The 14268-nt window shown below is 43.4% G+C and carries 12 protein-coding genes; 5 read left to right on the forward strand and 7 right to left on the reverse strand.

What is annotated here, in order from left to right; genetic code table 11:
- Positions 1-94 precede the first annotated feature (94 nt).
- Positions 95-1555 (forward strand): type III PLP-dependent enzyme domain-containing protein, encoded by a 1461-nt coding sequence (locus SKC37_RS00105; protein ID WP_377979494.1) that lies wholly within the window; start codon positions 95-97, stop codon positions 1553-1555.
- Positions 1556-1653: 98 nt separating this feature from the next.
- Here the strand turns inward: SKC37_RS00105 and glpK are convergent, their stop codons facing one another.
- Complete coding sequence (gene glpK, locus SKC37_RS00110) at positions 1654-3144, reverse strand: glycerol kinase GlpK (protein ID WP_377979495.1); 1491 nt, start codon at positions 3142-3144, stop codon at positions 1654-1656.
- Positions 3145-3150: 6 nt separating this feature from the next.
- Entirely contained in the window at positions 3151-3852 is a 702-nt protein-coding gene (locus tag SKC37_RS00115) for an MIP/aquaporin family protein (protein ID WP_377979496.1), read from the reverse strand.
- A gap of 87 nt (positions 3853-3939) precedes the next feature.
- Here SKC37_RS00115 and ruvB point away from each other — a divergent pair, with 87 nt between their 5' ends.
- Positions 3940-4965 (forward strand): Holliday junction branch migration DNA helicase RuvB, encoded by a 1026-nt coding sequence (ruvB, locus tag SKC37_RS00120; protein ID WP_377977487.1) that lies wholly within the window; start codon positions 3940-3942, stop codon positions 4963-4965.
- 9 nt (positions 4966-4974) lie between these two features.
- The gene (locus SKC37_RS00125; protein WP_377979497.1) at positions 4975-7077 is read left to right on the forward strand and encodes a prolyl oligopeptidase family serine peptidase; all 2103 of its coding nucleotides are present in this window, start codon (positions 4975-4977) and stop codon (positions 7075-7077) included.
- Between the two features lie 56 nt (positions 7078-7133).
- Here SKC37_RS00125 and SKC37_RS00130 read toward each other — a convergent pair whose 3' ends face one another.
- Positions 7134-7931 (reverse strand): T9SS type A sorting domain-containing protein, encoded by a 798-nt coding sequence (locus SKC37_RS00130; protein ID WP_377979499.1) that lies wholly within the window; start codon positions 7929-7931, stop codon positions 7134-7136.
- Between the two features lie 122 nt (positions 7932-8053).
- Between SKC37_RS00130 and SKC37_RS00135 the strand changes: the two genes are divergently transcribed.
- Entirely contained in the window at positions 8054-9745 is a 1692-nt protein-coding gene (locus SKC37_RS00135) for a sensor histidine kinase (RefSeq protein ID WP_377979501.1), read from the forward strand.
- Positions 9729-10430, forward strand: a complete 702-nt coding sequence (locus SKC37_RS00140; RefSeq protein ID WP_377979502.1) for a response regulator transcription factor — start codon at positions 9729-9731, stop codon at positions 10428-10430. Before SKC37_RS00135 ends, SKC37_RS00140 begins: the two co-directional genes overlap by 17 nt.
- Here the strand turns inward: SKC37_RS00140 and serS are convergent.
- From serS to SKC37_RS00160, 4 genes are all read right to left on the reverse strand, one after another.
- On the reverse strand, positions 10427-11698 hold the full coding sequence (gene serS, locus SKC37_RS00145) for a serine--tRNA ligase (protein WP_377979504.1): 1272 nt from the start codon (positions 11696-11698) through the stop codon (positions 10427-10429). The genes SKC37_RS00140 and serS overlap by 4 nt on opposite strands.
- Positions 11699-11708: 10 nt before the next feature.
- Positions 11709-13028 (reverse strand): aspartate kinase, encoded by a 1320-nt coding sequence (locus SKC37_RS00150; RefSeq protein ID WP_377979505.1) that lies wholly within the window; start codon positions 13026-13028, stop codon positions 11709-11711.
- A gap of 11 nt (positions 13029-13039) precedes the next feature.
- Positions 13040-13516, reverse strand: a complete 477-nt coding sequence (gene ribH / locus SKC37_RS00155) for a 6,7-dimethyl-8-ribityllumazine synthase (protein WP_377979506.1) — start codon at positions 13514-13516, stop codon at positions 13040-13042.
- A gap of 71 nt (positions 13517-13587) precedes the next feature.
- Positions 13588-14265, reverse strand: a complete 678-nt coding sequence (locus tag SKC37_RS00160; protein WP_377979508.1) for a tol-pal system YbgF family protein — start codon at positions 14263-14265, stop codon at positions 13588-13590.
- Positions 14266-14268 lie beyond the last annotated feature (3 nt).

Below are 14268 nucleotides of genomic sequence, written 5' to 3' on the forward strand. Positions count from 1 at the left end.
ATAGGAATTTGTCTTGCAAAGTACATACTTTTATTGCAGTTTTGCACGTTTTTCCACAAACTCGAGGTGAACTCGGGTACATTTAAACAGAAGGATGAAAAATTACATCGATCTAATTGACCAAACCATCGAGTTTCCTACTCGGGAGTTCAATATCAATGAGAACAATGAATTGTTGTTTAACAATGTGCCTTTAATGGAAATCATTAAGCAATACGGAACGCCTTTAAAGGTTTCGTATTTGCCTAAAATTTCAGAACACATCGAGAATGCGAAACTTCTCTTTAGAAATGCGATCAAAAAGTACAATTACAAAGGAAACTATACCTATTGCTATTGTACGAAATCGTCACATTTCTCTTTCATTTTAGAGGAAGTTTTGAAGCAAAATGTACACTTAGAAACCTCTAGCGCCTTTGATATTCCCATCATTCGTGACATGTACAACCAAGGGAAAATCTCTAAATCGACTTACATTCTGTGCAATGGCTACAAGCAGCCGTTGTACACCCAATATATTTCGGAGTTAATCAACGAAGGATTCAATTGTATCCCCGTTTTAGATAACCTGAAAGAAATCGATTTCTACGAGAAATCGGTGACTGCTGAAAAAGTGAACATCGCTATTCGTATTGCGACAGATGAAGAACCAGATTTCGCTTTCTATACCTCTCGTTTAGGAGTTCGTTATTCTGATGTAAATACGCTTTACAACGAAAAAATCAAGCCTAATCCACGTTTTAACTTGAAGATGTTACACTTCTTCATCAACACGGGGATTAAAGATTCAGCCTATTACTGGTCTGAATTAAGCCGTTTCGTTTACAAATACTGCGAAATGAAAAAGATCTGTCCTGAATTGGATTCGATCGATTTAGGTGGAGGATTACCTATCCAAACCTCTTTGCAATTCAATTATGATTACCAAGCGATGGTTGATGAAATCGTGGAGTCGATCTCTTGGATTTGCAATAAAAACAACGTGCCTGTTCCTAATATCTTTACAGAGTTTGGATCCTACACTGTAGGAGAAAGTGGTGCTGTTTTATACGAGATTATTGACCAAAAGCTACAGAATGACAAGGAGCTTTGGTATATGATTGATGGATCATTCATTACGCAATTGCCTGACTCATGGGGTATGAACCAGAAATATATCATGTTGCCAGTGAACAACTGGGGCATGCCGTATCAAAAGGTTAACCTTGGCGGTTTGACTTGTGATTCCATGGACTTCTATAATACAGAAGCGCATAGCTCCGATTTATACTTGCCTATTTTTGAAGAGGAATCAGAGCGTCAATACGTCGGTTTCTTCCACACGGGTGCTTACCAAGAATCATTAGGAGGTTATGGCGGAATTCAACACTGCTTGATTCCAGCGCCTAAGCACGTGATTATCGATCGTTTAGAAGACGGAACGATTACGACTCGCTTGTTTTCAGAGGAGCAAAAGAGCGAACCAATGTTAGATATTTTGGGTTACCAACAAACGCCCGCGCCAGTTGCCTCGAAGAAAGACGCACCTGCTAAAGCAAAATTAGCTTCTGTTTAAGATGAAAAAAGGAATCTTGATTCTGGCCTTAGCTTGCGCAATAATCTCTTGTTCGAGACAAGCCGCTTGCCCAGCTTATGGAATGACCCGCGCAAATACTACTCCTCCCAGTCAAAGGTTTTAGTCACCGCTTTCTTCCATTGCTTTCGGTAATGCGCTCGCTTATCGGAATCCATCGCTGGTTTCCAGGTATGCGCAATGCCCCAATTCTTTCGTAGATCATCTAAGTTAGCCCAATAACCCACGGCAAGTCCAGCCGCATACGCTGCGCCTAGGGCTGTGGTTTCGATAATCTTTGGACAGATAACCTCTTCTCCGATAATGTCAGATTGAAACTGCATCAACAATTGATTCACGACCATTCCGCCATCTACCCGAAGAGAGGCGATAGGTATGCCTGCATCTTTTTCCATTGCTTCCAGCACTTCCCAGGTTTGGAAAGCCGTTGCCTCTAGGGCTGCACGGGCAATATGTGATTTGTTGATGAATCGTGTTAAGCCTACTAAAGCACCACGCGCATCTTGTTTCCAATAGGGCGCATACAAGCCAGAGAAAGCAGGTACGAAATAACATCCACCGTTATCATCCACTAACTTAGCTAATTTTTCGATATCTGGACTGTGTTTAATGATACCTAAATTATCGCGCAACCATTGTACCAGAGCCCCCGTAATGGCCACTGATCCCTCTAAGGCATAATGAACAGGTTCATTGCCTAATTGATACGCAACCGTAGTTAATAGGCCAAATTGGGATGGAATCGCTTTCGTTCCGGTATTCATTAATAAGAAACAGCCAGTCCCGTAGGTGTTTTTTCCTTGGCCTGGGTCGAAACATGTTTGGCCTACTAAAGCCGCTTGTTGATCGCCTAAAATTCCCGCTAACGGAACGCCGCCAAGTACTCCTTTGGCTTTCGCATAAACTAGAGAACTGGATTTAATCTCCGGAAGCATTGCTTTAGGGATGCTTAATACGTTCAGAATCTGCTCATCCCAGGCACAGGTTTGCAAGTCCATTAATTGGGTACGACTCGCGTTGGTTACATCTGTGATGTGAATCCCGCCATCAACTCCGCCCGTTAAATGCCAAGCGATGAACGTATCCATGGTACCGAAGAGCGCATCGCCTTTCTCCGCATCCGCTCTCAATCCATCAATATTATTTAATAACCAGCGTAGTTTTAATCCACTGAAATAGGTAGCCAATGGAAGACCCGTTTTCGCTCTAAAACGATCCATTCCGCCGTCCTTGGCTAATTCCGCTAGTTCAGAACCTACGCGTGTGTCTTGCCAAACAATCGCATTATAGTATGCCTTGCCCGTTTTTTTATTCCAAACGACCGTCGTTTCGCGTTGGTTTGTGATGCCTACCGCCGCTAAATCTTTCGCAGAAAGGTTCGCTTTCCCGAGCGCCAGACCGATCACCTCTTGGGTATTTTTCCAAATCTCGTGAGAATCGTGCTCCACCCAGCCCGCTTGGGGATAGATTTGTTGGTGCTCTTTTTGGCCTACCGAAATAATCTCTCCGGCCTTATTAAATATAATAAAACGAGAACTCGTGGTTCCCTGATCGATCGATCCTACGTACATAATGTATTAATTGAGGGTCAAAATAAAGGCACCTAATACAGCTCCCGCCGCTGGTCCTAACACCGGAATCCAAGCATAGTCCCAGCCGGAATCCCCTTTATTGGGAATCGGTAAAATAGCGTGCATAATACGCGGTCCTAAATCACGTGCTGGATTAATGGCATAACCGGTCGTTCCACCTAAACCAAGGCCGATCGCCCACACTAAAATGCCGACCATAAACGGCCCTAAACCCGTTTCAATCGTAGAGAAAGTGCCTAAAGCGACTACCGCTAGGGCAGAAGCGAAAGCTTCAGATATAAAATTGAATGGGGTATTTTTGATGGCTGGATCGGTGCAAAACGAAGCGCGAATGGCCCCTTTATCTTCTGTCACATCGTAATGTGGCTTGTAATGTAACCAAACCAATAGTTGACCTAACATCGCTCCTAACAGCTGCGCTCCAATGAACGTAGGAAATAAACTCCAATCCCCGGATTTTACACAACCTGCAATGGTTACGATGGGGTTTAAGTGAGCCCCAGAGCTTCCGAAATAAGTCGAAACAAAGATCGCAACCGTAACCGCAAAGGCCCAAGCCGCCGCGATAGCTAACAAGCCAGTGCCATTGCCTTTGGTATCTTTTAATAACATATTGGCGACAACGCCATTTCCGAGGTATAATAGGGTAGCTGTTCCGGCGAGTTCGCCGATGAAAATAGATGACATAGGTTGAGGTTGTTCTTTTGGTTTTCCAAAACTATAAAATCTTCTCAATAAAAAAATTATCTTTGATTTCAATTTGACAATTCAACGATGCGTGAAGATTATTTAACCGGGGATGCAGAATCGCTGAACCCACAGGAAAAGGAGTTTGACAAAGCCTTACGCCCCTTAAGTTTTGAGGATTTTTCAGGCCAAGGTAAGATTGTTGATAACCTACAAATCTTTGTGGGAGCTGCGAAAGCGCGCGAGGAAGCATTGGATCACGTTTTATTGCACGGGCCTCCGGGTCTAGGAAAGACCACCTTGTCGCACATTATCGCGAATGAGTTAGGTTCAAGTTTGAAGATTTCGTCTGGTCCAGTTTTGGACAAACCCTCTGATTTAGCCGGTTTGCTGACGAATTTGCAACCTTACGACGTTTTATTTATTGATGAAATTCACCGCTTGAATCCCATCGTGGAGGAATATCTGTATTCCGCAATGGAGGATTACAAGATCGATATTATGTTGGATTCGGGTCCTAATGCACGCAGCATCCAGATTGGTTTGAATCCTTTTACTTTAATTGGAGCGACAACACGAGCGGGTCTTTTGACCTCACCCTTGCGTGCGCGTTTTGGGATTAATGCGCGGTTAGAATATTATGACGCCGCTTTATTGACCAAAATCGTGAAGCGTTCTGCCTCCATTTTGGACATGCCCATTGATGAATCAGGGGCCTATGAAATTGCTAGACGCAGCCGTGGTACACCGCGTATTGCGAATAATTTACTTCGCCGCACGCGTGATTTCGCCCAAATGAAAGGCAACGGTTCCATCGACGTGAAGATTGCTGAGATTGCCTTGAATGCCTTAGACGTAGATCAAAATGGCCTAGACGAGATGGATAACCGCATCCTCTTGACCATCATCGAGAAATTCAAGGGAGGTCCTGTGGGCTTAACTACGATTGCCACTGCCTGCGGCGAGGAGGCAGAAACCATAGAAGAAGTTTACGAACCTTTTTTAATACAAGAGGGATTCTTAAAGCGTACCTCTAGAGGGCGTGAAGCAACGGAGAAAGCGTATCGCCACGTGGGGATTGCGCCTAGAGCTGAAACAGGATCGCTATTTTAATCTATACCTATGTCAACAAGAAAAATGTTCATCGCAGGAATGATGTTAGTTTCTGCTAGTGCTTTGGCCCAAATGAAATACCCACAAACAAAGAAAATCGATCACGTCGACTATTACCACGGAACGCAAGTTGCGGATCCATACCGCTGGTTAGAGGACGATAATAGTGAAGAAACAAAAGCGTGGGTGAAAGCGCAAAACGAAGTTAGCTTTGGTTATTTAAACCAAATCCCGCTACGCGAAGAATTCAAAAAGCGCATTGAGGCACTTAGTAATTACGAGAAAATATCTGCCCCTTCTCGCAAAGGAGAATGGTATTATTTCTACAAGAACTCCGGTTTACAGAACCAATCGGTATTATATCGCCAAAAAGGTCTGAACGGAAAACCTGAGTTAGTCATCGACCCGAACACCTTATCGAAGGAAGGAACCACTCGTTTGACCGTATTTTCTTTAGATAAAAAGGGAAAATACGCTTGCGTAGGATTAAGCTTAAGCGGTAGTGACTGGCAAACGTACTACGTTCGTGATATGGAAACGGGTAATAATTTGGCAGACGAATTGAGCTGGGTGAAAGTGAGTGGCGTGGCCTGGAAAGGCAATGGCTTTTTCTATTCACGTTATCCAGAACCGGGTAAAGGAAAAGAATTAAGTACGAAAAACGAGAACCACCAAGTCTGGTTTCACACGGTAGGAACTCCGCAATCGAAAGATAAATTGATCTATGAGGACCCTAAAAATCCACAACGATTCCACACAGTCAGCACTTCGGATGATGAGCGCTTTGCGTTCTTGACGATTTCGGATCGCGGGAAAGGCTTAGATGGAAATGCCTTGTGGATCATGGATGCGGCTAAAAAAGAAACGAAATTCAAGCCAGTCGTAGCTGAGCCGGGTAAATACGATTTCAGTATGGTGGATAATGATGGAGACATCTTGATCTTAGAAACGAACGAGGGAGCACCGAATAAGAAAATTGTCCGCGTGGATCCGGCGCATCCTGAAAAAGTAAATTGGAAAACCATCGTTGCTGAAAAGCCGGAGCCCTTACAAGGAGTTAATACGGTGGGGAAACATTTGTTCTTGAATTATTCAAAAGATGTGACATCCCGCGTAATTAGCTACGATTACAATGGAAAGGAATTGGGATCTGTTCGTTTGCCTGGCCTAGGAAATGCGGGTGGATTTGGCGGGGAGAAAGAAGATAAATTCACTTTCTATACCTATTCTTCTTTCAATTTTCCACCCACGATATACCGCTATGATTTAGCGACGAATACGTCGACCGTTTTCCAAAAACCAACCTTGGCCTTTGATCCAACTGATTATACCGTCGTTCAGAAGTTCTATCCATCGAAAGACGGCACCCAAGTTCCCATGTTCATTGTGAGCAAAAAGGGCATTGAAATGAACGGTAAAAATCCAACCATCTTGTACGGTTACGGCGGATTTAACATCAGTTCTACTCCCGCTTTTTCGGCTAGCCTTATTCCTTGGTTAGAAAAAGGCGGCATTTATGTGGTGGCGAATTTGCGTGGCGGTAGTGAGTATGGGGAGAAATGGCACGAAGCAGGAATGAAGTTGAAAAAGCAAAATGTGTTCGATGATTTCATTGCGGGAGCAGAATATTTGATTCGCGAAAAATACACTTCGCCAACCTATCTTGCGGCTTCTGGTCGTTCGAATGGCGGATTATTAGTAGGTGCTGCTATTAACCAACGTCCAGATTTGTTCGCGGCAGCTTTGCCGGGTGTGGGCGTAATGGATATGTTACGTTTCCAGAAATTCACTATCGGTTGGAACTGGGTCGCGGATTACGGTAGCAGCGATAACGCAGAGGAATTCAAGGCATTGTACGCTTATTCGCCTTTGCACAACATTAAGGCGATGAACTATCCGGCAACAATGGTCTTCACTTCGGATCATGATGATCGTGTGGTGCCTGCTCACTCTTTCAAATATGCGGCCACGCTGCAGGAGAAGAATACTGCTGCTAAACCAATGATTATTCGAATTGATACGAATAGCGGACACGGTTCTTCGAATACAGCGAAGTTGATTGAACTGACGGCTGACTCGTATGCCTTTGTTCTCTTTAACATGGGGAAATAATAAAAAAAGCCTGGAAATAAATCTCCAGGCTTTTTCATTCTCAAACCTTAAGCGGACTATTTTACTTCTACTCTTCTAACAGCGCCGTCATTTCCTTGTGTTACGCGCAAGAAATAGACGCCTACAGCGGCTTTCTTTAAGTCAATTTGACCTAAGTACTCCCCTTGGAAATCTTTCACTGTTTCGGTTGCAATTTCCTTTCCGTTCACATCAGATACAGCGATCGTTACATTCCCTTTTGTAGGAGTTGTGAAATGAACATTTAGCTTGCCATTGAAAGGTTGATTTTGCTCTCCAGAAAGACCGTGGATGGTTTTAGAACCATTACCTTCTCCTAAAGCTTTCAGCATTTTTAAGCCTTTCATTGGACCACCCATCGGGCCATCCAATTCAATATTGAATTCTTTTTCTACCCCATCAGGACCGCCTTCTCCGCGAAAGATCATCACATTAGCATCTCCTCCGTGAGCTCCGTGAGCACCTGGAGCACCTGGAGCCATGCCTGGTCCACCGCGGCGAATGATCACCCGCTTGTCTGCACCTCCCTCTGCACCACCTTCGATTTTCTCGATGATGACATTACCTGGTTGATCTGACATGCGGGAGTGGGATTTGTTTACGTCTACGCGAACAATTTTTTTCTTCCCACCAGAGGTAGTTACGTTGATATCTAGCGAATCGCTTAATTTTTTAAGCTCGGCATCTGCCTGATCTAGGTCGCTGAATTTTTTCTCGATGATGCGTTCTTTACCGTTTTCGTTGATTACGATTTTTACGGTCGCTTCTTTTTTCTCTTGTGCGAAAGCAGTTGTAGAAATACAAGCGGCTAAGGCAGTGATGAATAGGTATTTCATGAATTTTGGTTTTTGATCCGGTGCAAACTTACAAAAAGCTTCCATTTACTAGATGTTAAAGACTGTTAATGTGATGAGCGGCTGCTTAATATCCATTACATTTGCATGGAATTATTTTCACTATGTCAAAACGAAAAATACGTTTACTGATTGCCTTGATGTCGTTTGCCCTGTTAGGATTAATAGGGTTTCAGGCCTATTGGTTACGTTTTATGTTAGAGACTAAGCGAGAGAATTTCGCCAAAGACGTTCGCAACAGTCTGGAACAAGTGGTTAGGAAATTAGAAAAACAAGAAATCGTTGTTTTGGCAGAACGGCAAAAAAAATTCGAAAGCTTGGCAACTTTATCCAAGCCCAAAACAAAACCCGCCCCGGTATACGTTGAAAGTGCTCCTGCGATTCAAGAGGAGCATCCTGTTTTGTCCCCGCCCCGCCAAGATGTCATTTTTGTGCGAAAATCATTCATGTTACCCAATGGACAATTAGCTGAGGTGACGGAAGAATATACAGTAGATGAAGATCCAGAGGAGGCAAGGCAGCGAATGCGCGCGGAGGCTGAGATGAATCGGATATTGAAAAGAGAGCAGCAGAGAGCAATTCGAAAAATGCGCAAGCGCTCAAACCAGCAAATTCAAAATTTGGGAGATCGCAATGCCTTGTCACAAGCGCAATTAGCCAAAGAAAAGTCCGAACGTCAAGATTTGGAAAAAGTACTTCAGAAGACGCAATTAGCTAAAGAAGTTTTCTCAGATTTCTTATTCAAAGATAGGCCTATATTGCAACGTATTCAGCCCGGGTATTTAGATAGTTTAATTCGTAAAGAATTAGTCGATAAAGGGGTAAATTTATCGTATTCGTTCGGAATCCAGACTTCGCCTGCAAAATGGGTGTATACCTCATCTCCAGAAATTAAGTCTCAAAAAGCGGTCTTTACGGCGGCACTTTTCCCTAATGATCTTCACCCCTCCCAGGATTTATTGCGAATCTATTTTCCAGAAAGCTCGTCTTATATCTGGCAAACCATGGGTTTAAGTTTAGCTGGTTCCGGCTTGTTATTGATGGTCATGATTGGCTGTTTCTACTTCGCTGTTTTAACTATTTTACGCCAAAAGAAACTTGCCTTAGTGAAGAATGACTTCATCAATAACATGACTCACGAATTTAAAACGCCGATTACCTCGATTTCATTGGCGACTCAGTTGTTGCAGGAAGAATTGAAGCCTGGGAAAAATGAGTCGATGCTGCGTTATTTGGGAATTATCAAAGAGGAGAATACCCGTTTAGGACAACAAGTGGAACGCGTATTACAAACAGCCCAAATGGAACGGGAGGAAATCACGCTTAAACGTAAGGCCGTCGATCTAGCTGCGCTGATACAACACGTAGCAGAGATCAATGGGCCTTTATTCGATTCTGTCAGCGGGACTTTGTCCTTACAATTGAATGATCTACCCACCACCATTTCAGTGGACGAAGTACATATTTCGAATGTCTTGAATAACCTAATTGATAATGCGGTGAAGTACAGCCCCGCAAATCCGAGGGTGGATATTAAGGCAGAGTCTCAGGATGCCGGGATATTGATCTCGGTGAAAGATCAAGGAATGGGAATGCCGAAAGAAGCGCTGAATAATATTTTCGATGCTTTTTACCGTGTGCCTACCGGCAACGTACACAACGTGAAAGGGTTTGGATTAGGTCTTAGTTATGTAAAAAAAATCGTGGAAGCTCACGGTGGTAAAGTTCAAGTAAAAAGTAAATTAGGGGACGGTAGTACCTTTGAAATCTATTTGCCATATGTCAAAAACGCCTGAAATATTAGTCGCAGAGGATGATCCAAACTTAGGATTATTGTTAACCGAATTCTTGAAGAAGAAAGGCTATTCCGTGTCCTGGGCGCAGAATGGTGATGAAGCATTGGATCTATTTGTAAAAGGGGCTTTTGATTTATGCCTATTAGATGTGATGATGCCTAAGAAAGATGGTTTCTCTTTGGCCAAAGACATCAGAGCAAACCACCAGCAAGTGCCCATCATTTTCCTAACAGCAAAGTCAATGGAGGAAGACACCTTGCAAGGCTTTAAAGTAGGGGCAGATGATTATTTAACCAAGCCATTTTCCATGGAGGTTTTGGTCGCTAGAATGGAGGCTATTCTGCGCAGAAGCCATTCCGACAAGTCAGTACCTAGTTTAGCGGAGGAAATTGCCTTAGGTAATTATACGTACATCCCTGGAAAAATGCGATTAAGTATTGGCGATACAGAATTGAAGTTTACGCCTAAAGAGAACGAATTAATGAAACTCTTGTGCGAAAATCTAGGTCGTCCGGTGAGCAGAAGTTATGCTTTGAAACTGATTTGGGGAGATGATACTTATTTCAATGCCAGAAGCATGGACGTATATATGACCAAACTGCGCAAGATGCTAAAAGAAGACCCTCGCGTCCAGCTATTGAATCTGCACGGCGAGGGTTTCCGATTGAGTGTTGAGGGGCTTTAGTTAATGTGCGTAAAGCCCGTATAAGGAACTAAAACTTCCGGAATCTTGATTCCGTCAGGTCCTTGGTTGTTTTCTAAGATAGACGCCACAATACGAGGTAGGGCCAAAGCCGATCCATTCAACGTATGGCATAAGATCGATTTTCCATCGATTTTCGTTCTCAACTTCAAGCGATTCGATTGGAAGGTTTCGAAGTTACTGACAGAACTTACCTCTAGCCAACGGTTTTGAGCGCCTGACCAAGCCTCCATGTCATAGGTTAAGGCGGAAGCAAATCCCATATCTCCACCGCATAAACGTAAGACGCGGTAGTGCAATCCTAGCTTTTGAAGTAATCCTTGAACGTGTAGAGACATTTCCTCTAGTGCCGCATACGAGTTTTCTGGTTTATGGATTTGAACGATTTCGATCTTATCAAATTGATGTAAGCGGTTCAAGCCTCGCACGTGTGCACCCCAAGATCCGGCTTCACGACGGAAGCAAGGTGTGTGGCCCACGTTTTTGATTGGCAATTCTTTTTCATTCACGATGACATCCCGGTATAAATTCGTGATAGGCACCTCTGCCGTAGGAATTAAGAATAAACCCTCTTCTTTCGTGACATACATTTGGCCCTCTTTATCGGGCAACTGTCCTGTCCCGAAACCAGAGTCTTCATTGATCAAGATGGGCGGTTGAATCTCATAATAACCCGCTTTGATCGCCTCATCTAAGAAGAAATTGATTAAAGCACGTTGTAGACGAGCCCCTTTCCCTTTGTAAACTGGAAAGCCCGCCCCCGTAATCTTATTGCCTAAATCGAAGTCGATGATATCGTATTTCTTGATCAAATCCCAGTGAGGCTGTGCGTCCGCTGGGAGCTCTGGTAGAGAACCCCAAGTTAAAACCACCTCATTGTCATCCGCTGTTTTACCTTGCGGTACGGAACTGTGCGGAAGATTTGGTAAAGTGACCAATAAATCAGTTAACTCTTTTTCTGCTGCTTTGGCAGCCTCTTCCATCTCCTTAATCGATGCTTTCAAGGCAGAAGTCTCTGCACGCTTGCCCTCTGCTAATTCTTTTTGACCGGATTGCATTAAAGCCCCGATTTCTTTCGCCGCAGCATTTGATTTCTCTAATGCGGATTCAGCTTGCTGCAAAAGTGCCTTGCGTTGATCGTCTTGTGCGATCAATTTTGAGACGATTTCAGCAGCATTTGCAACATGCTTCTTTTGTAAACCGGCGATCGTGGTTTCTTGATTCGCGCGAATAAAGGGTAAAGTTAACATAGCTCGGTTTTTAGAAAAGTCCTTCGTTTAATGCGTTTAATGCGTCATTTTTGTGGGAAGCATCCACTAATAAAGAGATGTTGTGCTCCGAAGCGCCATACGAAATCATTCGAATAGGAATCTTCTTAATCGCCTCTAATACCTTAATGGCAATACCTTCTTTATCTGCCCAGAAGTTACCCACGATACAAACAATTACCTGGTTCATATCTGGATCTTCCAATTCAGCGAATTCACGTAATTCACTCATGATCGCATCTAGGTGCGTCGTTTGGTCGATGGTCACACTCACAGAAACCTCTGAAGTCGTGATCATATCGACTGGCGTTTTATATTTTTCAAACACTTCAAATACGCGTTTTAAGAAGCCATAGGCATTCAGCATACGCGTCGAGTGAATGTAAATCGCGGTAATATTATCCTTTGCGGCAATCGCTTTGATCTCCACATCGGTTGATTTTTCGGAAATTAGTGTTCCAAAAGCACTTGGCTCCATCGTATTTTTCAACCGAACCGGAACGCCTTTCAATTTAGCTGGCGTAATCGTGCTTGGGTGTAGAATCTTAGCTCCAAAATACGCTAATTCTGCTGCCTCAGCGAATGATAACTCACGAATAGGGAACGTATTCTTAACAATACGTGGATCATTATTGTGCATCCCGTCGATGTCTGTCCAAATCTGTACTTCCTCCGCTTGAATCGCACCGCCAATCAAAGAGGCCGTATAATCCGATCCACCACGTTTCAAGTTATCCACTTCCCCAGCTGGGTTCCGGCAGATAAAGCCTTGCGTCACGAAGATTTGCTTATCCTTCACCGGAGCTAATACGGTGGCTAATTTTTGTTCGATTATTTTCAATACAGGCTCGTTGTCTTCATCGATCACCATGAAATCCAAGGCAGGCAATAAGGCTGAGCTGATGCCTTCTTCTTGCAAGAATGCTTCGAAAATTTGGGTAGAAAGCAATTCGCCTAAGGCCACCATTTCCTTTTCCTGCTTCACCGTATAAGGCGAAGTAGCGATTAGGCTATCAATAAATGCAAACTCCTTAGCTACGATTGCCTGGCCTTGACCAAGTCCCGCAGGAGTACTGTATAACTCAGTTAAGAATTGATCGTAATGCGCGCGTAGTTCGCTTGCTTTCAACTTTGCTTCTGACGGATTACCCGCGTTGAGCGATTCTGAAATCGATAGCAGGGTATTCGTACTGCCAGAAAGAGCAGAAAGTACCACGATTTTCGGTTGGCCATCTTCCGTAATTAGTTGACGGATAGACTTCATTCTCTCGGGTTTTCCTACGGAGGTACCTCCAAATTTCCAAACTTGCATATATTCTCGTATTATATTCCTAACATTTTGATGGCTGTAATGGCTGCCTCATCGCCTTTATTTCCGTGTTTGCCGCCTGCGCGATCCATTGCTTGTTCTTGCGTATTAGGCGTTAAAACACCAAAAATCACCGGCTTGTCATATTTCAAACTCACATGCGTGATCCCATCCGCCACCGCCTGGCAAATGAAATCAAAGTGTCTAGTCTCGCCTTGAATCACACAGCCTAAACAAATGACGGCATCAATGTTCGTCTGCTGCGCCATCTTCTGAGCACCTAGGCTCAATTCGAAGCTACCTGGCACTTTGGCACTTATAATATTTTCTTCTTTGGCCCCATACGTTAATAGCGTATCGTAGGCCCCTGAATACAAGGCGTGGGTCACGTCGGTATTCCATTCAGATACGACGATGGCAAAGGTTTTGCCCGAAACATCCGGTAGATTATCCGTCGTAAAATCGCTTAAGTTTTTTAACGCTGAAGACATAAAAGGGGGTTAAAAAAACAAGGGATAAAAGCTCAAGCCCTTATCCCTCATCCTATAATCTGTTCTAAAAATTATTCAGAGATAGAGCTTTCTAAGATCGCTTTGTATTTCTTCGCAGGGATCGATTCAGCCGATTGACCGTATTTCTCTACGATGATAGAATACGTATCCACTGCTTCTTTCACTTGTTTATTTGCTTCGTAAGCATTCGCTAATTTCAACAAATACGTAGGAGTGAAGAATTTGTTTGGCTTGTGCTCCGCTGCTTTCTTATAGTAATCAATCGCATCTGCAAATGATTTCTTTTCTGAATAGGCATCCCCGATTAACGAGTAAGCACGTGCTTGAACTAATAAATCCGAGCTAGAGAAGTTTTTCAATTTCTCAATCGATTGATCGAATTTACCTTGCTTTAACAAGGTAATACCTAAATATAGATCCGCTAAGTTTTGTGTATTTCCACCAAACTCATCCGATACTTTAGCTAAATCTTTCGCTGCAGCCGCTAAAGAATCTGATTCAAAGGCATAAACTGCTTTGAATAATTTCTTCTCTCCCTCTGCATCTTGCGTTGCAGAATACCATTGGTACCCAAAATAAGCCGCTACAAGTACTACGACTACGCCTAAAATCGTTGCAACGCTTGTTTTATTCTTGTCTACAAGTTCAGTCACTTTAGAAACTTCTTGTTGAAGTGCTTCTGGACTTTCAATAATCTCAATCGATTCTTCTTTTTCTTTCTTTGCCATAAG

The sequence above is a fragment of the Aquirufa esocilacus genome (assembly GCF_042715595.1).
GTDB lineage: Bacteria > Bacteroidota > Bacteroidia > Cytophagales > Spirosomataceae > Aquirufa > Aquirufa esocilacus.